At 48.5% G+C, this 22,066-nt stretch carries 24 protein-coding genes and 1 other RNA gene; 5 read left to right on the plus strand and 20 right to left on the minus strand.

The window, feature by feature from the left end; genetic code table 11:
* Window positions 1–194, plus strand: a 194-nt coding sequence (locus A1OO_RS23685) for a hypothetical protein (RefSeq protein ID WP_206744159.1), incomplete at its 5' end; no start/stop codon positions are given.
* Window positions 195–211: 17 nt separating this feature from the next.
* Here the strand turns inward: A1OO_RS23685 and csrA are convergent.
* The 5 genes from csrA to pncC form a co-directional block, all read right to left on the minus strand.
* Window positions 212–409: a carbon storage regulator CsrA gene (csrA, locus tag A1OO_RS12565; RefSeq protein WP_016960259.1), complete on the minus strand. Its 198-nt coding sequence runs from the start codon at window positions 407–409 to the stop codon at window positions 212–214.
* 480 nt (window positions 410–889) lie between these two features.
* Window positions 890–3,472 (minus strand): alanine--tRNA ligase, encoded by a 2,583-nt coding sequence (alaS, locus tag A1OO_RS12570; RefSeq protein WP_016960260.1) that lies wholly within the window; start codon window positions 3,470–3,472, stop codon window positions 890–892.
* 155 nt (window positions 3,473–3,627) lie between these two features.
* A complete protein-coding gene (locus A1OO_RS12575; RefSeq protein WP_026023842.1) occupies window positions 3,628–4,083 on the minus strand; it encodes a regulatory protein RecX in 456 nt (151 codons plus the stop codon).
* Window positions 4,077–5,120, minus strand: a complete 1,044-nt coding sequence (gene recA, locus A1OO_RS12580; RefSeq protein WP_016960262.1) for a recombinase RecA — start codon at window positions 5,118–5,120, stop codon at window positions 4,077–4,079. Before recA ends, A1OO_RS12575 begins: the two co-directional genes overlap by 7 nt.
* Window positions 5,121–5,243: 123 nt before the next feature.
* Window positions 5,244–5,732 (minus strand): nicotinamide-nucleotide amidase, encoded by a 489-nt coding sequence (gene pncC / locus A1OO_RS12585; protein ID WP_016960263.1) that lies wholly within the window; start codon window positions 5,730–5,732, stop codon window positions 5,244–5,246.
* 159 nt (window positions 5,733–5,891) lie between these two features.
* Between pncC and mutS the strand changes: the two genes are divergently transcribed.
* Window positions 5,892–8,426: a DNA mismatch repair protein MutS gene (gene mutS / locus A1OO_RS12590; RefSeq protein ID WP_431354958.1), complete on the plus strand. Its 2,535-nt coding sequence runs from the start codon at window positions 5,892–5,894 to the stop codon at window positions 8,424–8,426.
* 94 nt (window positions 8,427–8,520) lie between these two features.
* Here the strand turns inward: mutS and rpoS are convergent, their stop codons facing one another.
* The 10 genes from rpoS to A1OO_RS12640 all read right to left on the minus strand — a co-directional run bounded on the left by rpoS (window position 8,521) and on the right by A1OO_RS12640 (window position 15,839).
* Complete coding sequence (gene rpoS, locus A1OO_RS12595; protein ID WP_016960265.1) at window positions 8,521–9,513, minus strand: RNA polymerase sigma factor RpoS; 993 nt, start codon at window positions 9,511–9,513, stop codon at window positions 8,521–8,523.
* A 55-nt stretch (window positions 9,514–9,568) separates the two neighbouring features.
* A complete protein-coding gene (locus tag A1OO_RS12600; RefSeq protein ID WP_016960266.1) occupies window positions 9,569–10,528 on the minus strand; it encodes a peptidoglycan DD-metalloendopeptidase family protein in 960 nt (319 codons plus the stop codon).
* A 10-nt stretch (window positions 10,529–10,538) separates the two neighbouring features.
* On the minus strand, window positions 10,539–11,159 hold the full coding sequence (locus A1OO_RS12605) for a protein-L-isoaspartate(D-aspartate) O-methyltransferase (protein WP_035008538.1): 621 nt from the start codon (window positions 11,157–11,159) through the stop codon (window positions 10,539–10,541).
* An 11-nt stretch (window positions 11,160–11,170) separates the two neighbouring features.
* Window positions 11,171–11,920 (minus strand): 5'/3'-nucleotidase SurE, encoded by a 750-nt coding sequence (surE, locus tag A1OO_RS12610; RefSeq protein ID WP_016960268.1) that lies wholly within the window; start codon window positions 11,918–11,920, stop codon window positions 11,171–11,173.
* Window positions 11,901–12,959, minus strand: coding sequence for a tRNA pseudouridine(13) synthase TruD (gene truD / locus A1OO_RS12615; RefSeq protein ID WP_017003235.1), 1,059 nt, complete (start codon window positions 12,957–12,959; stop codon window positions 11,901–11,903). Before truD ends, surE begins: the two co-directional genes overlap by 20 nt.
* The gene (ispF, locus tag A1OO_RS12620; protein WP_026023845.1) at window positions 12,952–13,434 is read right to left on the minus strand and encodes a 2-C-methyl-D-erythritol 2,4-cyclodiphosphate synthase; all 483 of its coding nucleotides are present in this window, start codon (window positions 13,432–13,434) and stop codon (window positions 12,952–12,954) included. Before ispF ends, truD begins: the two co-directional genes overlap by 8 nt.
* Window positions 13,435–13,464: 30 nt before the next feature.
* A complete protein-coding gene (gene ispD, locus A1OO_RS12625) occupies window positions 13,465–14,190 on the minus strand; it encodes a 2-C-methyl-D-erythritol 4-phosphate cytidylyltransferase (protein WP_017003237.1) in 726 nt (241 codons plus the stop codon).
* A gap of 29 nt (window positions 14,191–14,219) precedes the next feature.
* Window positions 14,220–14,492 (minus strand): cell division protein FtsB, encoded by a 273-nt coding sequence (gene ftsB, locus A1OO_RS12630; protein WP_016960273.1) that lies wholly within the window; start codon window positions 14,490–14,492, stop codon window positions 14,220–14,222.
* A gap of 196 nt (window positions 14,493–14,688) precedes the next feature.
* Window positions 14,689–15,192, minus strand: a complete 504-nt coding sequence (locus A1OO_RS12635) for a YbaK/EbsC family protein (RefSeq protein WP_017003238.1) — start codon at window positions 15,190–15,192, stop codon at window positions 14,689–14,691.
* Window positions 15,192–15,839, minus strand: a complete 648-nt coding sequence (locus A1OO_RS12640) for a LysE/ArgO family amino acid transporter (RefSeq protein ID WP_017003239.1) — start codon at window positions 15,837–15,839, stop codon at window positions 15,192–15,194. Before A1OO_RS12640 ends, A1OO_RS12635 begins: the two co-directional genes overlap by 1 nt.
* Before the next feature lie 109 nt (window positions 15,840–15,948).
* Between A1OO_RS12640 and A1OO_RS12645 the strand changes: the two genes are divergently transcribed.
* Window positions 15,949–16,851 (plus strand): LysR family transcriptional regulator ArgP, encoded by a 903-nt coding sequence (locus tag A1OO_RS12645; RefSeq protein ID WP_017003240.1) that lies wholly within the window; start codon window positions 15,949–15,951, stop codon window positions 16,849–16,851.
* Window positions 16,852–16,939: 88 nt separating this feature from the next.
* Entirely contained in the window at window positions 16,940–17,638 is a 699-nt protein-coding gene (locus A1OO_RS12650; RefSeq protein WP_017003241.1) for an oxidative stress defense protein, read from the plus strand.
* 107 nt (window positions 17,639–17,745) lie between these two features.
* On the opposite strand, the gene serA is transcribed toward A1OO_RS12650, so the two are convergent.
* The 5 genes from serA to zapA all read right to left on the minus strand — a co-directional run bounded on the left by serA (window position 17,746) and on the right by zapA (window position 21,197).
* Window positions 17,746–18,975, minus strand: coding sequence for a phosphoglycerate dehydrogenase (gene serA, locus A1OO_RS12655; RefSeq protein ID WP_016960278.1), 1,230 nt, complete (start codon window positions 18,973–18,975; stop codon window positions 17,746–17,748).
* Between the two features lie 304 nt (window positions 18,976–19,279).
* Window positions 19,280–19,933, minus strand: coding sequence for a ribose-5-phosphate isomerase RpiA (gene rpiA / locus A1OO_RS12660; protein ID WP_016960279.1), 654 nt, complete (start codon window positions 19,931–19,933; stop codon window positions 19,280–19,282).
* 117 nt (window positions 19,934–20,050) lie between these two features.
* Window positions 20,051–20,653, minus strand: a complete 603-nt coding sequence (locus tag A1OO_RS12665; protein WP_017003242.1) for a 5-formyltetrahydrofolate cyclo-ligase — start codon at window positions 20,651–20,653, stop codon at window positions 20,051–20,053.
* A 38-nt stretch (window positions 20,654–20,691) separates the two neighbouring features.
* Window positions 20,692–20,875: non-coding RNA, 6S RNA (gene ssrS / locus A1OO_RS12670), on the minus strand.
* 13 nt (window positions 20,876–20,888) lie between these two features.
* The gene (gene zapA / locus A1OO_RS12675; protein ID WP_016960281.1) at window positions 20,889–21,197 is read right to left on the minus strand and encodes a cell division protein ZapA; all 309 of its coding nucleotides are present in this window, start codon (window positions 21,195–21,197) and stop codon (window positions 20,889–20,891) included.
* 281 nt (window positions 21,198–21,478) lie between these two features.
* Here zapA and A1OO_RS12680 point away from each other — a divergent pair, with 281 nt between their 5' ends.
* Window positions 21,479–22,054 (plus strand): YecA family protein, encoded by a 576-nt coding sequence (locus A1OO_RS12680; protein WP_017007447.1) that lies wholly within the window; start codon window positions 21,479–21,481, stop codon window positions 22,052–22,054.
* Window positions 22,055–22,066 lie beyond the last annotated feature (12 nt).

Genomic DNA, 22,066 nt, shown 5'->3' on the forward strand with positions numbered 1-22,066 from the left:
GTCTTGCGGAGGCACATATTACTTTGAGACGAAAATATGTCAAACACTTTATCTGGAAAAAGCTGCAAACACGGTGCGTTTGCACACTTCTCCGCCAGTCGCGCTGTTCGGTGAACACAAAAGCATCCATTTGCGTTTTAAATGAACAACCTGCCTTTAGCAAAAAGGCCGATGAAATAATCGGCCTTTTGTAAATACGACTGCGTTAAGCTTAGAAATTACCAGTGGTCGGCGTTGGATTGCCTTTTTCAGCCTGAATACGCATGTAGATCTCTTCACGGTGAACAGATACTTCTTTAGGCGCGTTCACACCGATACGTACTTGGTTACCTTTAACACCCAGTACAGTTACTGTAACTTCATCACCAATCATCAGCGTTTCACCAACGCGACGAGTCAAAATCAGCATTCTTCTACTCCTTGAGTAATTACAACTTTCTTCTTAGTTGAGTGTTTGGTCTTCTTACTGCACGAAGCAAACTCACGCGGCAGCTCAAGCTCCGAGATGGACAATCAACATCTTCCTTCCTTGCGAGCATCCTTTACAGGCAACCGAAACAGCTATACAGCGCCTTTACGGTTTTTCAATATGGCTTATTTCTCTGACCAACTCCAGTTTGCCAATGAGAATTTAGCGATCGAATCCAGACATTGTGACTCCTGTGCACAGAAGTTCACCTTGTAAGATACTGCACAGCAAAGAAAGTTCGCCCTCTCGGAACAAAATTCCGATGTATAAGACTTTACTTAAAAGCCTCACCTACTTTAAGGCGATGCACTATACAGAGTTCAAATAAAAGTGCAAAGAATAAACTGTACAAATAATAGGGACAAAAAAGGCTTCCAAGGGAAGCCTTTCTTTACACAGATTTTACAGTGCTTATATGCCTTACAGACGCTCTGTCAGCCACGGCGTAACCGTGTCTAGCGCATCAGGCAACGCCGCAACATCCGTACCGCCGGCTTGTGCCATATCTGGGCGACCACCGCCTTTGCCACCGACTTGCTGAGCAACCATATTGACCAACTCACCCGCTTTGACTTTGCCTACCAAGTCTTTGGTAACACCGGCAATCAGACCGACTTTGTCATCAGCGACATTGCCAAGGAACACAACACCACTGCCCATTTGGTTTTTCAGATCATCAACCATGGTGCGTAGTGCTTTGTTATCCGCGCCATCCAACTTACAGATCAACACTTTGATACCATTGATATCTTTTACATTGTTGATCAAGCTTGCGCTTTCTTGCGCGGCCAGTTTTTCTTTCAGTTGTTGGATCTCTTTTTCCAGTGCTTTCGCACGGGTTTGAGAGTCGCTCACTTTCTGAGTGAACTCCTGCTGCTGGCGATAAAAGGCGTCTTCTGCTCCTTTACCCGTTACCGCTTCAATACGGCGCACGCCTGCTGCAATGCCACCTTCAGAGGTAATTTTCAGCATACCGATATCACCGGTACGATTGGCGTGTGTGCCACCGCAAAGTTCGATAGAAAAATCGCCCATGCTCAGGACACGAACCTGCTCATCATATTTCTCGCCGAACAGTGCCATTGCGCCTTTTGCTTTCGCAGACTCAATATCCATCAACTCAGTGCTAACGTCATGGTTACGACGGATTTGCTCGTTAACCAGCGCTTCTACCGTTCGTAGTTCTTCTGGCTTCACTGCTTCTAGGTGAGAGAAATCAAAACGCAGACCTTCAGCGCGAACCAGAGAGCCTTTCTGCTGCACATGGTCACCAAGTACGATACGTAGTGCTTCGTGAAGGAGGTGCGTTGCTGAGTGATTGAGTGCAATCGCCTGACGGCGTTCTGCGTTTACTTTTGCTTCAACGCTATCACCAACCGTCAGCACGCCATCAACAAGCTTACCGCGATGGCCAATTGCTGCGCCGAACTTCTGCGTATCAAGCACTTCAAACTTGCCAGCATCTGTCATCAGGAAGCCTGCATCACCACTTTGACCGCCCGATTCTGCATAGAATGGTGTTTGGTCAAGAACGATCACAGCTTCATCGGCATTTGCCAGCGTGTCCGTTGCCAAGCCATCAACAAAGATGTCAGTGATCAAGCCACGGCCTTCTGTTTCACCATAACCGGTGAACGCAGAATCGCTTTCAATTTTAATAACCGCGTTATAGTCGGTTCCAAACTGGCCAGCTTCACGTGCACGTTGACGTTGCGCTTCCATCGCAGCTTCAAAGCCTTCTTCATCGATGGTTAGACCGCGCTCACGCGCAACATCGTTGGTTAAGTCAGCAGGGAAGCCATAGGTATCGTAAAGCTTGAATACCGTTTCGCCATCAAGAACATCGCCTTTCAAGCCTTCTAGTGCATCGTCCAAAATCGCCATACCGCGATCCAGTGTGCGACCGAAGTTTTCTTCTTCAATCTTCAGGACTTTCTCAACCAAAGCTTGTTGCTTCTTCAACTCTTCGCCTGCGGTGCCCATGATCTCAGCCAAAGGACCCACTAGCTTGAAGAAGAATGCGTCTTTCGCGCCTAGCTTGTTACCGTGACGAACAGCGCGACGGATGATTCGACGCAACACATAGCCGCGGCCTTCGTTTGATGGCATCACACCATCAACAATCAAAAACGCACATGAACGAATGTGGTCCGCCACAACGCGTAGAGACTGGTTAGACAAATCTTCATAACCAATCACATCTGCCGCTGATTTGATCAACGTTTGGAAGATGTCGATTTCATAGTTTGAGTGAACGCCCTGCATGATCGCAGCGATACGCTCAATACCCATACCTGTATCTACAGATGGTTTTGGCAGTGGCTCCATCGTGCCATCAGCATGACGGTTAAACTGCATGAATACGTTGTTCCAAATCTCGATAAAACGGTCACCATCTTCTTCCGGTGAGCCCGGAGGACCGCCCCAGATATGATCGCCGTGATCGTAGAAAATTTCAGTACATGGGCCGCAAGGACCGGTATCGCCCATTTGCCAGAAGTTATCTGACTCAAACGCTTTACCGCCTTCCTTGTCACCAATACGTACGATGCGATCCGCTGGGATACCGATATTCTCGTTCCAGAGTGCGAATGCTTCGTCATCTGTTTCGTATATCGTTACCATCAAGCGATCTTTAGGTAGCTTCAGAACATCAGTCAGAAACTCCCAGGCGTAACCAATCGCGTCTTCTTTGAAATAGTCACCAAAGCTGAAGTTACCCAGCATTTCAAAAAACGTGTGGTGACGGGCAGTGAAGCCGACATTTTCCAGGTCATTATGCTTACCACCTGCACGTACACAGCGTTGTGATGACGTGGCACGCGTATAGGCGCGCTTTTCTGCGCCAAGGAAGCAATCTTTAAACTGGTTCATACCTGCGTTTGTAAACAACAGCGTTGGGTCGTTTGCAGGTACAAGCGATGAGCTAGGCACGATGGTGTGCCCTTTGCTTTCAAAGAATTGGAGAAACGCTGTGCGAACCTCGTCGGTGCTCATGTACATTGGCTAATCCTGAAATTGGAGTTGTGGTAGTAACTAAATCGCCGTTAACAGCGAAATTACCAGAGTCAATTGCTGCTTATTGTAAACAACCTAACCTGTGGCGAAAAGAGGCAGAAACAAGATAGCTCGCAGTGCGAGTGAAGAATGAGGGGGTTTTAACTTTCTTTTGAGAATGCGTAGTTGATTTGATCGAAGCTAAAACCGCGACTTTGTAGATATCGGGTCCACTTTGCACGCTGTTTAAAATCAACATCGGGGAAAAAACCGTCTAGGTCAGCAAAGCGACGAATCGCGAGTTCTTTCGCTAACTCATACCAGTCATGTTGTTGATTTTCTTGCGCTGCTTCTAGCATAGGCGTGGTGATACCTTTACGTTTGGCATCAAAGCAAATGCGTTGCCAGCCATGTCCTTTTGCCACACCATGGCGTAGCGTCGCTTCGGCAAAACGCTTGTCATCTAGCCAACCATGGTAATGGCAATGCTCGATGGCAATATCTATGTCTTCTGGTGGGCACTGTTTCTTCGCCAATTTTTGGCGAAGCTCCAGTTCAGAATGATCACGGCGGGCAAGCATGCCCACCGCTAATTCTCTGGCGCTTAGACTCAGAATGCTTCGCCTTCTGGTTGCTTAGCATCTTCTTTTGCGCTTTCTTCTTTACCATTGCTCAGCAACATTGCACGCAGCTTTTTATCTAGCTCTTCAGCAAGGTGTGAGTTCTCTTTTAGGTATTTACAAGAATTCGACTTACCTTGACCAATCTTGTCGCCGTTGTAGCTATACCATGCACCTGCTTTCTCAACCAGCTTGTGCTTAACGCCCAAGTCGATCAGTTCGCCATAAAGGTTGATACCTTCGCCGTACATAATTTGGAATTCAGCTTGTTTAAACGGTGCTGCAATCTTGTTCTTCACGACTTTTACGCGGGTGTCATTACCAACAATCTCGTCGCCTTCTTTGATAGAGCCAATACGGCGGATATCAAGACGAACAGATGCATAAAATTTCAGTGCGTTACCACCTGTCGTGGTTTCTGGGTTGCCAAACATCACACCAATCTTCATACGAATCTGGTTGATGAAAATCATCAAGGTGTTGCTGTTTTTGATGTTAGCAGTCAGCTTACGCATGGCTTGAGAAAGCATACGCGCTTGCAGACCCATGTGAGAGTCACCCATTTCGCCTTCGATTTCAGCTTTAGGCGTCAATGCAGCAACGGAGTCAATGATGATAACGTCAACAGCGCCTGAGCGAGTCAATGCATCAGCAATTTCCAGCGCCTGCTCACCGGTATCTGGTTGTGAAACCAAAAGGTTATCGATATCTACACCTAACTTGCCCGCATAGACAGGGTCAAGCGCATGCTCTGCATCGATAAATGCACAAGTCTTACCAATTTTCTGCGCTTCCGCCACGACTTGCAGCGTCAACGTTGTTTTACCTGAAGACTCAGGACCGTAGATTTCAACAATACGACCGAACGGCAAGCCACCCGCTCCCAGCGCGATATCCAGTGACAATGAACCGGTTGATACGGTATCAATATCCATGGTGCGATCGTCGCCTAGGCGCATGATCGATCCTTTACCAAATTGTTTCTCGATCTGGCCTAGGGCCGCGGCTAATGCCTTCTGTTTGTTGTCGTCCATTTGATTCTCCAACGGAAGCAATATTCGTTCAGATAACTGTTCGCTAATGAGGCTAAGTATACTGTCCATTTATACAGTGTCTAGCCCTGTGTAAACTTTTTCTTTGCTTTCGTGTCGCGTCTCTTATTTTTCTGCTTCTAGGTAACTGAGCAAACGGCACAAACTGTGGGCGATAGTGTTTCTACGAATGTCATAGCGTGTTCCGTCAAACAAACAAGTCTCCGTTACCACCCCTTTCTTGGTTGCCCAACCAAAACACACCATGCCAACAGGCTTCTCGTCACTGCCACCTGTTGGCCCGGCTATCCCCGTAACCGCGAGTGCGAAATCAGCACTTGCGGCCTTTAGCGCTCCTTCTGCCATTTGAGCGGCAACCTCTTCACTCACTGCACCATGGGCGACCAGCGTCTCTTGCGACACGCCTACCATGTCATGTTTCGCGTCATTGCTATAAGTGACAAACGCGCGCTCAAACCACGCAGAACTACCCGCAATCTCTGTCAGCATGTAAGCAATACCACCGCCTGTGCATGACTCTGCAGTGGTCACCGTCTGTTGGTTATCATTAAGCCGTTCACCAATTTGTGTCGCCAATTTCACTAACTGTTCCATGCTTCCCTCTGACGGTCATATTTTTCATCATCTTCCAGTCATCGCGATATCGATACTTTACCCTTTCACCGCGATTCACGTATCCTTGTTCCCTTCTCTTACCTTTGTAATTTTGCAGGCCAGAACGTGACAGTACAAGCACTCGCTACTCACACGCCAATGATGCAGCAATACCTTAGAATTAAGGCGCAGCATCCTGAAGAACTTCTTTTCTATCGTATGGGTGATTTCTACGAATTGTTCTTTGACGATGCCAAGCGAGCTTCTCAATTGCTCGATATATCACTGACCAAGCGTGGTGCCTCTGCTGGCGAACCTATTCCTATGGCTGGTGTTCCTTATCATTCTGTCGAAGGCTACCTCGCACGTCTGGTTCAGCTCGGAGAATCTGCAGCGATTTGTGAGCAAATCGGTGACCCAGCCACCAGCAAAGGGCCAGTTGATCGCCAAGTAGTGCGAATTATCACACCAGGCACCGTTTCTGATGAAGCCTTACTCAGCGAACGTGTTGATAATTTAGTTGCGTCTATCTTTGCCCACGGTGAGCGTTTTGGTTATGCCACGCTCGATATTACGTCAGGGCGTTTTCTATTAAGTGAGCCTGCGACAGAAGAAGAAATGCAGGCTGAACTTCAGCGTACCCGCCCCGCCGAATTACTCTATCCTGAAGATTTTTCGTTCCCCGCGCTGACCGCCATGTGCAAAGGCAGTCGTCGACGCCCAATTTGGGAGTTTGATGTCGAAACAGCTAAGCAGCAGCTTAATCAACAGTTTGGCACGCGAGATTTAATTGGCTTTGGCGTTGAAGACTGCTCACTGGGTCTCGCTGCTGCCGGTTGCTTAATGCAATACGTGAAAGACACGCAGCGCACCGCATTGCCGCATATTCGTGCTTTGGTCAAAGAGAACAAAGACCATACCGTTATTTTAGATGCTGCAACGCGCCGTAATCTCGAACTGACACAAAATTTATCAGGCGGCTTTGAAAATACCGTCGCATCCATACTAGACAAAACCACCACCCCGATGGGAAGTCGCTTGCTCAAACGCTGGCTGCACCAACCCATGCGTGACTTTGTCACCGTCAATGCTCGCCTTGATGCCATCACTGTTTTAAAAGATACCGGGATTTATTCTGATTTGGCAACGACGCTGCATCCTGTTGGAGATATGGAACGTATCCTGGCGCGCTTGGCGCTTCGGTCTGCTCGTCCACGTGATATGGCAAGACTACGCGGCGCATTGCAGCAATTGCCTGAAATTGAAACCTTGCTCACTGAAGTAGATGACTGTGCGATTGCACCGCTCAAAGCAGCAAGCGAGCCAATGCCCGATCTGGTTCAGTTATTGGTAGAAGCCGTTGTGGAAGCACCACCTGTTGTGATCCGTGATGGTGGTGTTATTGCCCCAGGATACAACGCAGAGCTTGATGAATGGCGCGAACTGGCGGACGGCGCAACTCGCTTTTTGGAAGAACTTGAACGCCGTGAACGTGAACAGCACAACATTGATACCCTCAAAGTCGGCTTCAATCAGGTTCATGGTTTCTTTATTCAGGTCAGCCGAGGTCAAAGCCATTTAGTGCCTCCGCACTATGTGCGCCGCCAAACGCTGAAAAATGCGGAGCGCTACATTATCCCTGAGTTAAAAGCGCATGAAGACAAAGTCCTCAATTCCAAGTCTAAAGCGTTAGCACTAGAGAAAAAGTTGTGGGAAGAGTTGTTCGACAAGCTGTTGCCGCATCTCGAAACGCTACAGCGCGTGTCTGATGCACTATCTACACTCGACGTGATGGCGAACCTTGCAGAGCGCGCAGAAACGCTAAATTATTGTCGCCCGACACTTACCGAAAAGCGTGGTATCGACATTGTTGGTGGTCGCCACCCTGTGGTTGAGCAGGTTTTAGATGCGCCGTTTATTGCAAACCCAACATCATTACGTCCCGATCGCCGCATGTTGATCATTACTGGCCCTAACATGGGCGGTAAATCAACGTACATGCGCCAAACAGCACTGATCACTCTCTTGGCACATATCGGCTCTTACGTGCCTGCAGAGGGCGTGACTCTTGGTCCTGTGGATCGTATTTTCACGCGTATTGGCGCATCGGACGATCTGGCCTCTGGTCGCTCAACGTTCATGGTTGAGATGACCGAAACCGCAAACATCCTTCACAACGCCACCGAGAACAGCTTGGTATTGATGGATGAGATCGGTCGCGGCACCAGCACCTATGATGGCTTATCGCTCGCGTGGGCAAGTGCAGAATGGTTAGCTGAAAGGCTCAAAGCCATGACGTTATTCGCCACCCACTACTTCGAACTGACTGAGCTCTCAGGTCAAGTTGAAGGCTTGGTCAATGTTCACCTTGATGCGGTTGAACATGGTGATGAGATTGCCTTCATGCACGCCGTTCAAGAAGGCGCGGCAAGCAAGTCATATGGATTGGCGGTTGCTGGTCTTGCTGGCGTACCTAAAACCGTCATTCAGCGCGCGAAAAACAAACTTCGTCAATTAGAAGCAAGTGGGCATGAGGTAGTGACAGGTGAATCCGTTAAGCCAACATCTGCCGCTCAACTTTCGCTTCTTCCTGAGCTGAGCGAGACCGAAAAGGCGTTGGCGGATATCGAGCCCGATAACCTAACACCACGACAAGCACTCGACGCGCTTTATCGACTGAAAGCCCTTCTATAACCTGACGGGTAGGTATGGCGCCACCAGACACAAAAAAGCCCCAAACGGGGCTTTTAACTAAACACTTAGAAACGAGAAATAAGAAGAGAAGTGTTTAGTGCTCAGTATTGAACAAGGATTCAATGTTCAAACCTTGGTGAGTCAACATATCGCGCAGGCGACGTAAACCTTCCACTTGGATTTGACGCACACGTTCACGTGTCAATCCGATCTCACGACCAACATCTTCCAATGTTGATGCTTCATGACCCAGCAATCCAAAGCGGCGTGCTAACACTTCGCGTTGTTTCGGGTTCAATTCTTGCAGCCAATGAACGATAGACTTTTTCATGTCATCGTCTTGCGTGGTGGTTTCAGGACCGCCTTCTTTCTCATCAGGGATGATATCTAAAAGCGCTTTTTCTGAATCACCGCCGATAGGGTTATCGACTGAGCTGATACGCTCGTTAAGGCGCAACATACGGTTAACGTCTTCAACAGGCTTATCAAGTTGCAGTGCAATGTCTTCTGCTGTGGGCTCATGATCAAGTTTTTGTGCCAACTCACGTGCAGTACGTAGGTAGACATTTAGCTCTTTCACGACATGAATAGGCAGGCGAATAGTACGAGTCTGGTTCATTATCGCGCGTTCTATCGTCTGACGGATCCACCACGTTGCGTAAGTAGAGAAACGAAAACCACGTTCTGGATCGAACTTCTCAACCGCACGAATCAGTCCCAAGTTACCTTCTTCCACCAGATCCAGCAGAGCCAAACCGCGGTTAGAGTAACGACGAGAGATCTTAACCACCAAACGGAGGTTACTTTCGATCATACGTTTTCGAGCGGCTTCATCACCACGAAGTGCACGACGTGCGTACAGCACTTCCTCGTCTGCCGTTAGCAGAGGAGAGTAACCAATTTCGCTTAGATAAAGTTGAGTAGCATCCAATGCTTTAGAGGATGCAGAGAAGGATACCGACTCTTCAACGCTTTCAGCTTTTTCAGACTTTTCAGCTTCAGCGTCAGCATCAAGCTCTATTTGCTCGATTTCAGCTTCTTCAACGACCAAGTCATCGACTTTCTTTGCAGTATTATTCTGACCCATAGCGCCTCCCAATTTTGGCGTAGCAGCAAGACAGTACAGCAAAATCTGTCTCGGTTTACCGCTTCGGCAGATACCTTAACGGATTCACCGATTTTCCTTTGTAACGAATCTCGAAATGCAACCGGACACTGTTTGTACCAGAGCTGCCCATTGACGCTATTTTTTGCCCCTTCTTGACGCTCTGGCGTTCTGACACAAATATGCGGTCGTTGTGTGCATAAGCGCTTAAATAATCATCGTTATGTTTTATGATGATCAAATTCCCATAACCGCGTAGCGCATTGCCCGCATAAACCACCTTGCCGTCAGCAGAAGCACTGATGCTCTGCCCACGTTTACCTGCTATATCGACGCCTTTATTTCCAAGCTCTGAGCTGGAAAATCCCGAAACTACCCGTCCGCTCACTGGCCATTGCCAACTTATTGCTTTCGGTGCTCCTGACGACTTATTTGCAGATTTATCAACAGATGGTTTGTTTTTTGTTACAGGTCGACTGTACTCCTTCACTTTTTGCTGTTCAACATTTTTCTTATTTTGTGAACTAGACTCAGACTTTTTTTGCGAAGCGTATTTTTGTTTATCTTTGTCCGATTTAGCAGATGATCCTGTAGGTACAACTGGCGCCTTAGAAGCAACAACTGGCGCTGTCGCGACTACTGCTGGGGCGACAACTATCGGTGCAATAGGAATGTCGCTTTTCTTGCCATACGTAGGCGGGACGTACTTCTCCTGCCAGAGATTTAGTTTCTGACCAGGGAAAATAGTATAGGGGGACGTGAGCTTATTGGCGCTGATAATTTCTTTAACATCTCGGTCCGTGACATAAGCAATGTAGTACAAGGTATCGCCCTTCTGCACCTTGTAATAGCTGCCGCGGTAGCTTCCCCGCTCTACATCGCCATAGTCAGGACCCACACTCGAAACAGGTGCGGGGCTTGATATTGAGCACGCGGACAAAAATCCCAACACAGAAAGAAAAACCAGTATTTTCAACTGAATTGAAACCCCTTCCACAAATACTTACCTAAGCCAAATCACCAGCAACTAATGGGACAAAACGTACCGCTTCAATTGCTGTTGTTTCAAATTCATCACCAATACGGGTGACTTTGTAAAGCGTCTGATCGGTCTCGCCGACAGGCACGATAAGGGTTCCACCCTCTGCGAGCTGCTCGCAAAGCGCCCTAGGCATACTGGCTGCAGCCGCGGTAACAAGGATGGCATCAAACGGACCTTTACTTGCCCAACCTTCCCATCCATCACCATGTTTTGTTGATATATTGTAGAGCTCAAGCTGTTTAAAACGGCGCTTCGCGACCATTTGAAGCTGCTTAATTCGCTCCACGGAATAAACATGCTCAACCAGTTGCGCTAGCACACATGTCTGAAAGCCCGACCCCGTTCCTACTTCTAATACACGACTGTCATAATCCAGCGTTAAGAGCTCTGTCATCTTTGCCACAATATATGGCTGTGAAATCGTTTGACCAAAGCCTATCGGCAACGCGTTGTTGTCATAGGCTTGATGAGCCATTGCTTCAGAAACAAAGAGATGACGAGGCAAACGCTCAATAGCATTGAGCACACGTTGGTCTGCAATCCCTTGTTGTCGAAGTAGTTGAATAAGTGAATGCGAGTAATTCACCAATGTCACCTTTATTGTTCCGTTGCGTATGTTGCCCACTGAGACAGCGTATCCAGCGTATCATGCGCTGTTAGATCGACCTGTAAAGGCGTCAAAGAGACACATTTGTTTTCAATGGCATGGAAATCTGTACCCGGACCTGCATCTTGTTTAGCGCCAGGAGGACCAATCCAAAATATAGGTTGCCCACGCGGATCGGTTTCTTCGATCATGTCTTCTGCACGATGTCGCGCACCAAGACGCGTCACCTGCCAGCCATTCAATTCGTCTAGCGGGCAATCAGGCACGTTAATATTTAAAATGCGGTTACGCGGCAATGGGTTGTGTTGATCCAACAGCACTGCTTTTTTTACCACTTGTGCGGCTGTATGAAAATGTGTGGAACCACAAAGGGAGACCGCTATCGCAGGCACGCCAAGGAAAAAGCCTTCTGTTGCCGCAGCAACAGTGCCCGAATAAAGTACGTCATCGCCCAAATTTGCACCGTGATTGATGCCCGCGACGACAAAATCGACTTTTTCTTTGATCAGCGCATTTAATGCCATGTGCACGCTATCTGTCGGCGTGCCTTGCACTGCATAACGACGCTCAGCGATTTCCCGAATGCGCAGCGGGCTTTCCAATGTCAGCGAGTTCGATGCACCTGAACGATTACGATCCGGTGCGACAACGGTGACCGTCGCTATTTCAGATAAGGTTTCCGCCAGCACATTAATGCCTTCAGCAAACACACCATCGTCATTACTGATCAATATGTGCATCAGACTCTCCATCCGTTGTGTCTTGAATAAGCTCTCGCATCACAGCCGTGGCAAAGCTTCCTGCAGGTAGCGAGAAAGACACTGTCAGTGTTCCTTCATCGTGAGTCCATGCCATATCTTGCGGGAAGAGCATCAATGCTCGGCGATCGTGTCGCATACGGTTGCTGCGAATAACAGCTAACAAGTCCGGCTCTTGGTTGATAATGGCCTGCTCAAATTTACGTGCGTCAGCTTCAGTCGGCAGCGCATTATCGCCAGTCATCGGGCCCGAGATTTGCCAAATGCCTTTTTCGAGAAGCTCATTAGCTTTATTGATTTCCAGCGCCATTTTCAAGTGATCGGTGTCATCGATCAGCATGTCGCCACGCATTGGTGTATGCGCCATGTCCTGCTTAATTCGTGCTGACAACACCAAGTTAAACAAGTACGAGCGAGCTGCTGACAAATAGAAACTGCGTTGGCTTTTATCACGCACGCGGATTTTGTCTTGGCCCCATTCACGCGCCGCGACGACATTGTTCCCATTACGGCCAAAACGTTGGCTGCCAAAGTAGTTTGGTACACCTTTGTCGCGGATGCTGACAAGACGCGCTTCGATCGCATCATCACCATCAAAATCTGTGATCACTAACGAGAAGCGATTGCCAATCAAATCACCGGGACGCAGTTTTTTGTCGTGGCGAGTGGTCTCTAGAATTGCATCGATCCCTTCATGGGTTTCGAGAAATTCAGTCAAATCGGGGTCAGGTTGACCTGGAAGATGCACACTAAACCATTGTTCAGTGACGGCATGACGGTCTTTTAATCCCGCCCAGCTCACATCACGAGATTTCACCCCACACGCTTTTGCCAATTCATTGACAACATACTTGGTGTTTTCGCCAATTTTACGGATACGAACAAGGAAATGCTCGCCATGTCCTGCGGGGGTAAAATCAAGCGTTTCGCTGACGAAAAAGTGCTCAGGTTTTGCTTTCAAGCGACCTGTCGCGGTTGGTTTACCGTTCAGGTAGGCCAACGATGTCATTACATCAGTCATGAGATTCCTTACGGATAATAACGACAGCTTCACAGGCGATGCCTTCTTTGCGCCCTGTAAAACCTAGTCGTTCAGTGGTGGTCGCTTTCACATTAACGTTACTGATATCCGTTTCGAGATCGTCGGCAATCGCTGCACACATGGCATCAATGTGCGGTGCCATTTTAGGTGCTTGCGCCATGATGGTCACATCAAGATTACCGATAACATATCCTTTTGCCTTCACTTTTGCGTAAACGTCGCGCAGCAGAAAACGGCTATCCGCGCCTTCCCACTCCGCATCTGTGTCCGGAAAGTGACGACCAATGTCGCCTGATGCAATCGCACCAAGCAAGGCGTCACAAAGGGCATGAAGTGCCACATCGCCGTCGGAGTGCGCAATCAAGCCTTGCTCATAAGGGATCTTAACGCCACCAATGACAATTGGGCCTTCTCCGCCAAATTTGTGTACGTCAAAACCGTGTCCAATACGCATCATTGTTTGTCCTCTTGAGGTCTATCCCAGCTAGGATCGTTGCGTTAAGAAAAATGCGGCGAGTGCCAAATCTTCTGGCTGGGTGACTTTAATATTGTCTGCGTGGCCGACGACTAACTTAGGTGTGCCACCCGCAAACTCGATGGCTGATGCTTCATCGGTCACGGCCAATGATTGCTCAAGCGCACGCTGTAATGCCGTTAGTAATAGATCTCGTCGAAACATTTGTGGTGTAAGTGCATGCCAAAGCTGCTCACGGCACACTGTATGATCAACGCAACCCTCGGTATTTGCTCGTTTCATCGTGTCTCGCACTGGCGAGGCGAGCAATGCGCCATCTGCATGAGATGTTGCCGCTTCAATAAGCGCATCAATGTCTTCATGACGAACGCATGGCCTTGCTGCATCGTGCACCATCACCCATTCGGCATGAGTGGCGTTAAGCCCTGCTAAGACCGAATCTGCACGCTCTGCACCACCAATTGTCACCACTACCCGATCATCATCAGCCAGCGACGTTGAATGAAAACATTCATCTTCCGCACCAATTGCTATCACCACTTTTGACACCTTGGGGTGATCAAGTAAGTAATGCACTGTGTGTTCTAATAAGGTTTTATTGCCAATGGTGAGATATTGTTTGGGACAGGCTGCGCCCATGCGCTTACCCACGCCTGCTGCTGGCACAATGGCAACAACATCAGAAACGACGGAGCGAGGCGAGCATTGATTTTCATTACTTGCCGGGGTTGTCATGATTCTCTTCGTTTTATAAGGGGAGTACGTTAGTCACTCACAATGCGGAAGAACGTTTCTCCCGGTTTTATCATGCCGAGTTCATTACGGGCACGCTCTTCAATCGCTTCTTGCCCGCGTTTGAGGTCTGCAATTTCTGCGAACATCTGTTGGTTGCGTTGGTTTAGCTTGTCGTTAGCTTGAGCTGTCAACTCAGTCACTGCGCTAACGTCGAGATATTCTTCCATCCCGTTTTTGCCCCACCAAAGGTGATATTGAAGCCATCCGAACAATACGATCAGCATGACTGTCAGCATTCGCATCGCGTTTTCCTCACCATGACGCAACCCAGATATGGCGCCGCTTACCTGCGCCGCCCAGAAATATTATGTATAGAGGATAGCAATATTCCCACATTCGTCATTGCCACACCAGCAATGGCAACGACAAACGTGTGAATATCAACATATTGGACAGTATCGAGCGATTTATTAACGGCTTACCTCAGTAACGAGGCCATCACGCATCCGCTGGCTGTCCAAGAAGGTGAATAGGATTAGGTAATGCAGAGAGGAGAACGGGGAGATCTTTCGCGGCAAACGCAAACGTAAATTCTGGGGGACCTGGCGTATACATTAAAGTATCAAAACCAAACAGCGTATCATCAACCAACAATGGGATATGCTCGGGTAATCCAAAGGGACACACTGCACCTGGGACACACCCCAAAGTGGCGATCATTTCTTCATTCGATGCAATCGAGGGGCGTTTCCCCATCAAGGCCTTCACGCTTTTGCTGTCGAGGCGTGCGTCTTTATGGGTGAGCAATAAGGCATGTCCGCCCGACTTAAACGACAGAAACAAGCTTTTTGTGGGCGTCGCCGTCCAACCTAGTCGTTCTCCTACACGTTCGTCCGTATCGAAATCTAAAATAGGTTCATGCTCCCATTGCTGATAAACAACATCACATGCGGTCATCAGTGCGATGTTCTTCTTCATTATCTCGTCGAGTGTTTGCGACATTATCCCTCCCAATTCATCATCCATTTTTGCATGAGCAGATACGCCACATAGATCATCATCGCAGCAACAAGCACGTCTATCACCTGACGCACACGCGGTTTCGATAATACGGGTGATAATTTGGCAGCGCCAAGCGCAATTCCATAAAACCAAACGAGCGAAGCAAGCACGGTGCCAATCGCAAATGCATTGCGTTGCGAGGGTTCAAACTGGCCGCCAATTGAGCCAAGTACCACCACGGTGTCGAGATACACATGTGGATTGAGTAGTGTCACGGCTAACGCGCCTAAGATAACAGAGAGTAGGGTTTTATTGGCTGTTGCTGATGTTGATGTTGATGCACTAGAAGCATCGTCATTTTGAGCCCGCCATGCTTGTCTCAGCGATTGAAACGCGTAAGTGAGAAGAAACGCAACGCCGCCTAAGGTCACGACATTCAGCAAAATCTCATTGTTCGCTAACATCGCGCCGCCACCAAACACACCAAGAAGGATCAATAGCGCATCGCAAATAAAACAGATGGTTGCCACAGCCACATGGTGGTGTTTGCGGATCCCTTGGTTCAGTACAAATGCATTCTGCGCCCCAATTGGCACAATCATGCTCAATCCTAACCCGAACCCTTGAAGCACTATGCCACTGCTCATTTTGATACATCCTATGTTTTATTTATCGCTAGTACGAGAGAGGTAAAATTAGAGGGATGACAAAAGTAAGTAAATCTAATAATTTTAATGATAAATAAGACTAACTAATATGGTTATCATGAAAGGATTGGATTATCGCTGGGTAGAAGCCTTGGATGCCGTTATTGCCCATGGTGGTTTTGATAAAGCGGCGGAAGCGTTGTTTGTGACGCAATCCGCCGTCTCACAGCGCATTAAGCAATTAGAAAAGTTTGTCGCACAGCCAGTTTTAGTGCGGGAATCTCCGCCTCAACCCACCGCTATTGGGAAAAAACTGCTGGGGCTCTATCGCCGACTTCAACTGCTGGAAAAAGAATTACTCCCTGAACTCACGCCCGACGGCTCATCCGTTGCTATCACGGTCCCTATCGCTACCAATGCTGACAGCCTTGCCACATGGTTGCTACCCGCATTGGCACCGCTGATGAAAGCGCAGTCTTTAGAAATCAATTTGATTGTGGATGACGAAAGCCGAACGCTGAATCGCCTTCGCGCAGGTGAAGCCGTGATTGCCATCAGCACGGAGCCCTCACCACTTCAAGGCTGTGTTGCGCCAAAACTGGGAACCATGGAGTACGTCTGTGTTTGTACACCCGCGTTCAAGGCACAGTATTTCCCTCATGGACTCAATGCCCAAGCAGTGAGTAAAGCACCTGCTGTGGTATTTGATCGCTTCGACGATATGCACACGCAGTTTGTTTCTGAACGATTCAATCTGCCGACTGTAGGCTGGCGTAGCCACATGGTTCGTTCATCCGACGCTTTCGTCAATATGGCAAAACTCGGCGTGGCGTATTGCTTGATCCCTAAACTTCAAATTGAACAGGAATTGGCAAACGGCGAGCTTATCGACTTATGCCCCGGAGATGGGGTGACACGCCACCTCTATTGGCATCACTTTGCCACCGAAAGCGGCATACTGGCGAAAATGACAAAAGCATGCTTAAGTTACGCTCGAGCCGTTTTTCCTTAACCCACGCTACATTCTTTCTTCCGTTAGGGATAATCCAGAGACTCTTGCGGTCAAATCGTGTTGAAATAGACAAAATGGAAGCATTCGTATGAAAAAGCATCTAATAGCCACAGTGTTCGGGGCAACTATCGCCCTTTCTCCTTTCACCTCTGCCGCATCACCTGACTTTCCGCATTTAGAAACCGTGGGTATTGGCGAAGTGGTTGCTATGCCAGACATGGCAAATATTGATGTGGCTGTATCCCTTAATCGCACATCAGCACAAGCCGCAAAAAAAGCGTCTGACGATGCGATTGCCGCCTTGCTTGAACGCCTTAAAAAAATGGGCATAGACAAGAAAGATATCGAAAGTGCCAACCTCTCGCTGCAACCTCAATACAGCTACCCCAAAAACAGCGAGCCTAAACTCACAGGTTATCGTGCAAGTCGCTCCGTGACAGTAACAGTTCGAGACCTCGCTAACCTAAATCGCTTATTGGACGGGGCATTGGCTGATGGCCTGAATCGCGTCAATGGCATCTCTTTTTCTTCGAGCAAGGAATCGGAGTTGAAAGAAAAAGCTCGCATGGCTGCCATTGCTGATGCGCAAGCGAAAGCAAAGTCACTCGCAAATGGATTTGGTGAAACCTTGGCAGGCGTATGGGAAATTCGCTACGTCGATCAAACGCCAATTCGCCCTGTTATGATGCGAATGGCTGAAGCCACTGCTGATGTCAACGCCACTTATCAAGATGCAGAAATCACCATCACAGATCGCGTGAATGTGGTGTACGCGCTCGGCGAATAACGCCCATCTAAGCCATCTAAGGGTTTAAAAAGACAAAAAATAAGGCCGCAATGACTGCGGCCTTATTTCATGGGAGAAAGACGGTTTGAGGGGGGCAAACGCGTCAATCAGTGAAGGATACGTGCACGCAAGGTGCCATCGATCGCTTTCAGTTTCTTTAATGCCTTTTCAGAATGCTCAGTTTCGACGTCGATCACAACATAGCCAAACTCAGCATTAGTTTGCAGATACTGAGCAGCAATGTTGATGCCTTCTTCTGCAAAGATGGTATTTATCTTGGTCAAAATACCCGGTTTGTTCTGGTGAATGTGCAGCAGGCGTGATGTACCGCTGTGCTCAGGCAGTGATACTTCTGGGAAGTTAACACAAGACAGCGTTGAACCATTGTCTGAGTACTTCACCATTTTACCCGCGACTTCGATGCCGATATTTTCCTGCGCTTCTTGTGTAGAACCACCGATGTGCGGCGTCAAAATAACATTGTCGAATGCCTGCAACGGCGACGTAAACGGGTCGCTGTTGGTTTTTGGCTCCGTTGGGAATACGTCAATCGCTGCACCGCCGATGTGACCGCTTTCCAGTGCGCCGCAAAGTGCGTCGATATCAACCACCGTACCGCGAGCGGCATTAATGAACACAGCGCCTGGCTTCATGCGCGCGAACTCTTCGCTACCCATAAGATCTTGAGTGGATACTGTTTCAGGCACATGCAAAGTGATCACGTCGCTTTTGTTAAGCAGTTCTGACATGGAGCCGACTTGTTGAGCATTTCCCAATGAAAGTTTGCTCTCAATATCGTAGAAGAAAACACGCATACCGAGGTTTTCCGCCAAAATACCCAACTGAGTACCAATATGACCGTAACCGATGATGCCAAGATTTTTGCCGCGCGCCTCGAACGATTGATCCGCCGATTTCATCCACTCACCACGGTGTGCCTTAGCGTTCTTCGCTGGAATGCCGCGAAGCAACAATAGGATTTCACCAAGTACTAACTCAGCAACACTGCGGGTGTTAGAGAATGGGGCGTTAAATACAGGGATACCACGCTTTGCAGCCGCGTTGAGATTGACTTGGTTTGTACCAATGCAGAAACAGCCGACAGCGACCAGTTTCTTTGCCTTTTCAAACACTTTCTCAGTGAGCTGAGTACGAGAACGGATACCGACGAAGTGAGCATCAGCAATGGCGGCTTCAAGTTCCTCACCTGCCAATGACCCTTTATGATATTCAATATTGCTATAGCCAGCGCCTTGCAACACTTCTATTGCTGTGGGATGAACGCCTTCAAGAAGAAGGATTTTTATTTTGTCTTTTTCAAGCGACACTTTAGCCATGCGGTTCTCATCCTTAAAAACAAACCAGAATTACAAAAATTGGTTACGCCATCCAAGTGGCTGGGGGCTGCGATCAAAACTCTGGCCGGTTGAATGATTTTCAACCAAAAAAACGTATCAACCCCTCATAATTAGTGACTAAGGTAACAAAAAGTTATCCGAAAGGGTAAGAATATTACGTTATAAAAGCGAAAAAAAACGGCGTCTCAGAGACGCCGCTAACTTATTGAGTTTCTTGCACGCAAACGTTTGGCTTTCACATCAAAAAAAGTGAAATGCTAAGGGTTTGCTCGCCAAAGAAAATTTAGCTTTTTACGACACCGTTCGGTGTGCCTTCCAGCACGACGTCAGCGCCACGGTTTGCAAACAAACCAACGGTCACAACACCTGCAATCGCATTGATTTTATCTTCGAGTTCTTTGGCATTGGTGATTTGAAGGTTGTGCACATCCAGAATCATGTTGCCGTTATCCGTGGTGCAACCTTCACGGTAGCAAGGGTCACCGCCAAGTTTAACCAGCTCACGCGCCACATAAGAACGCGCCATTGGGATCACTTCAACAGGCAATGGGAATTGACCCAGTACATCAACCTTTTTGGTGTCATCAATAATGCAGATGAATTTATCAGAAAGAGCTGCGACGATCTTCTCGCGAGTTAATGCTGCACCACCGCCTTTGATCATGTCATTGCCAGGGTTGATTTCGTCCGCACCATCCACGTAGATATCCAAACTCGCCACTTCGTTGGCATCAAACACTTGGATTCCGATCTTCTCAAGACGCTCAGTCGATGCGACAGAGCTCGACACTGCACCTTTTATTTGCTCTTTCATGGTTTCAAGGGCATCGATGAAGTGATTAACGGTTGAGCCAGTGCCAACACCGACAATGCTGCCTTTGGTGACATATTCCAACGCAGCCCAGCCAGCCGCTTTCTTCATTTCATCCTGAGTCATGAGGATCTCCTGCTAAATAAGGGGGAAAAACGCGAGGCCGATTATACAGATCTGTCTCGTTAAGGTGGGGATTTTTGCGTACCCAGATCTCGTTCTTATCGATCAATGGTGATCGTGTCAGATCGACCATTGCCAGTGCCTAGATGGCGTCAAGATCTCAGGCAGTGGTACGTCCCACACCTCAATAGGTAAGGCATCCACTTGCTGACAATCATGCGCAACCCCTAAAGGTCGTGCGCCTTGTCGGGTCTCATACCACGGAGCCAGTGTGCGATCATAATAGCCGCCGCCCATGCCTAAGCGCTGTCCGCTTTGATCGAACGCGACCAGTGGCGTGCAAATCAGATCCAGTTTTTCAGCGGGCAACACATCACGCACATCGAGCTTGGGCTCAAGAATGCCGTAACGATTGGCAACAAGTGTCGATTGCGGATGATAGCGAAGAAAGAGCAAGTGCCCTTTGCTGAATGGGTGGATCACGGGAAGATAAACCGACTTGCCTTGCGCCCAGCAATACTCGATGAGTGGGGCGGTATCAAGCTCGCCATCAACAGCGAGATACAAAGCGATATGGGTGGCGCTTTTTACTGCGTCGGATTGCTGAAAGCGCAACAGAAGCGCAGCCGAAGCATCGGTTTGCGCTTGTGCCGTCAGTGCACGGCGTTGGCTTCGGATATGTTTGCGCAGCGAATTTCGCTGTTCGGAAGCTGTCGCTTGCATCGGCTGTCCTTGCCGTATCGCGGTGTGTATTTTGTGGGGAAGGCCCCAGAGTGCCGTTGGGAATCTTACGCCCTTGAACCCTGCGGTTCAAGGCGGATGGGCAGAACAGACCGTAGGCTTCTCGGTACGAGCCGAGCTTGCACAAAAGCCTGTAACAACTCACCCTTAGATTTGCTTATCGGCTCAGGGACTCAGATCCACTGACGAACACTCCAGGGTCAAACAGGTAAAGCCCTTAGGCTTTTGATGCGCTGTGTTTTAACAACGCCTCTTCAATCGTTTTTTGCAACAGCGTGATGCGCTGTTCCATTTCATTCTTTTCGTCGACGCCTTGCTGTCGCTCTGCTAACAGTTCGTAACAGACGTTAAGCGCCGCGATGGTGAGCAACTGCTCTGTATTCGTTACTTTAGTGCGCCCGGACAATTCATGCAACCGCTGATCAAAGTCGTTCGCCGCTTCAATCAATGCTTCTTCCTGACCCGCCGGACAGTTAACGCGCATTGTCTTGCCTAGGATTCGAATTTCAACAGCCTGCGTAGTCATAATCTTTTAGAGCTCCCTTCAAAGCGCGATGTCGCACCCTGACGTAACGGGCACAAACTATAGAAAATGGAAGATTAAACTGCAAGTTTATCCTAATGTCTTGCGTCTCTCGACGTACTGTTTAGACGAAAAGTCGTCAATGTGATGAAAATCAGAGCTATTTTTAATTTCTCACCCACGATTCCGTGGTCATGCATGGACTTTTTTGGTTGAGATGTTCAGTGCCATTGCGCTAAGTGGTAGCATACGGCTTGAAATTAATGGCATCCAAGGTGGCCCTCGTGACTCAAGTAACTTTACCCGAATACAGCAACATTGCTACCACACTTAAATCTGACAGTTTAGCCGTTACTCCGGCTGAAATGCAGGGTCTACTATGTGGCATGTTATGCGGCGGACTCGATCCAGAGCTGGGCAATTGGATGCCAATGCTTTATGACTACACCAACGAAGGTGAAGGCTGGCCTCATGAATCAAAAACATTGGCAGCGACTTCACTAGGTATCGCACACAAACAGCTTTCCGCGGGTCAAATGGACTTCGAACCACTGTTACCCGACGAGAACACTGTGCTACTCGACCGTGGTGATGCGCTGTCTGAGTGGGTTAATGCTTTCATCGCAGGTGTCGGCCTGGCGGGTGTCACGGCGGGAAAATTGTCAGAAGATGCCAAAGAAGTACTCGCCGACCTGGCTGAAATTGCACAACTGGGTATCGACGAAGACGATGACATGGAAGAACAAGCGGTATTGCTTGAGCAAGTGATTGAGCACGTCCGTGTCTGCGCCATGACACTGCATGCCGACCTTGGCATCAAGTCACAAGATGATGAAGACAAAACGCCAACACTGCACTGAGACTAGATACTC

This window comes from Enterovibrio norvegicus FF-33 (assembly GCF_000286835.2).
Lineage (GTDB): Bacteria > Pseudomonadota > Gammaproteobacteria > Enterobacterales > Vibrionaceae > Enterovibrio > Enterovibrio norvegicus_A.

Excerpts from the sequence above, each read along its gene's own strand:
- A1OO_RS12665 (WP_017003242.1), bottom strand. The coding sequence starts at position 20,653 with ATGCAAGCGACAGCTTCCGAACAGCGAAATTCGCTGCGCAAACATATC.
- zapA (WP_016960281.1), bottom strand. The coding sequence starts at position 21,197 with ATGACTACGCAGGCTGTTGAAATTCGAATCCTAGGCAAGACAATGCGC.
- A1OO_RS12640 (WP_017003239.1), bottom strand. The coding sequence starts at position 15,839 with ATGAGCAGTGGCATAGTGCTTCAAGGGTTCGGGTTAGGATTGAGCATG.
- ispF (WP_026023845.1), bottom strand. The coding sequence starts at position 13,434 with ATGCGTATTGGACACGGTTTTGACGTACACAAATTTGGCGGAGAAGGC.
- pncC (WP_016960263.1), bottom strand. The coding sequence starts at position 5,732 with ATGGAACAGTTAGTGAAATTGGCGACACAAATTGGTGAACGGCTTAAT.
- A1OO_RS12650 (WP_017003241.1), top strand. The coding sequence starts at position 16,940 with ATGAAAAAGCATCTAATAGCCACAGTGTTCGGGGCAACTATCGCCCTT.
- recA (WP_016960262.1), bottom strand. The coding sequence starts at position 5,120 with ATGGACGACAACAAACAGAAGGCATTAGCCGCGGCCCTAGGCCAGATC.
- truD (WP_017003235.1), bottom strand. The coding sequence starts at position 12,959 with ATGACTGATGTAATGACATCGTTGGCCTACCTGAACGGTAAACCAACC.
- A1OO_RS12635 (WP_017003238.1), bottom strand. The coding sequence starts at position 15,192 with ATGTCGCAAACACTCGACGAGATAATGAAGAAGAACATCGCACTGATG.
- csrA (WP_016960259.1), bottom strand. The coding sequence starts at position 409 with ATGCTGATTTTGACTCGTCGCGTTGGTGAAACGCTGATGATTGGTGAT.
- A1OO_RS12645 (WP_017003240.1), top strand. The coding sequence starts at position 15,949 with ATGGTTATCATGAAAGGATTGGATTATCGCTGGGTAGAAGCCTTGGAT.
- rpoS (WP_016960265.1), bottom strand. The coding sequence starts at position 9,513 with ATGGGTCAGAATAATACTGCAAAGAAAGTCGATGACTTGGTCGTTGAA.
- alaS (WP_016960260.1), bottom strand. The coding sequence starts at position 3,472 with ATGTACATGAGCACCGACGAGGTTCGCACAGCGTTTCTCCAATTCTTT.
- mutS (WP_431354958.1), top strand. The coding sequence starts at position 5,892 with ATGATGCAGCAATACCTTAGAATTAAGGCGCAGCATCCTGAAGAACTT.
- ftsB (WP_016960273.1), bottom strand. The coding sequence starts at position 14,492 with ATGCGAATGCTGACAGTCATGCTGATCGTATTGTTCGGATGGCTTCAA.
- surE (WP_016960268.1), bottom strand. The coding sequence starts at position 11,920 with ATGCACATATTGATCAGTAATGACGATGGTGTGTTTGCTGAAGGCATT.
- ispD (WP_017003237.1), bottom strand. The coding sequence starts at position 14,190 with ATGACAACCCCGGCAAGTAATGAAAATCAATGCTCGCCTCGCTCCGTC.
- rpiA (WP_016960279.1), bottom strand. The coding sequence starts at position 19,933 with ATGACTCAGGATGAAATGAAGAAAGCGGCTGGCTGGGCTGCGTTGGAA.
- serA (WP_016960278.1), bottom strand. The coding sequence starts at position 18,975 with ATGGCTAAAGTGTCGCTTGAAAAAGACAAAATAAAAATCCTTCTTCTT.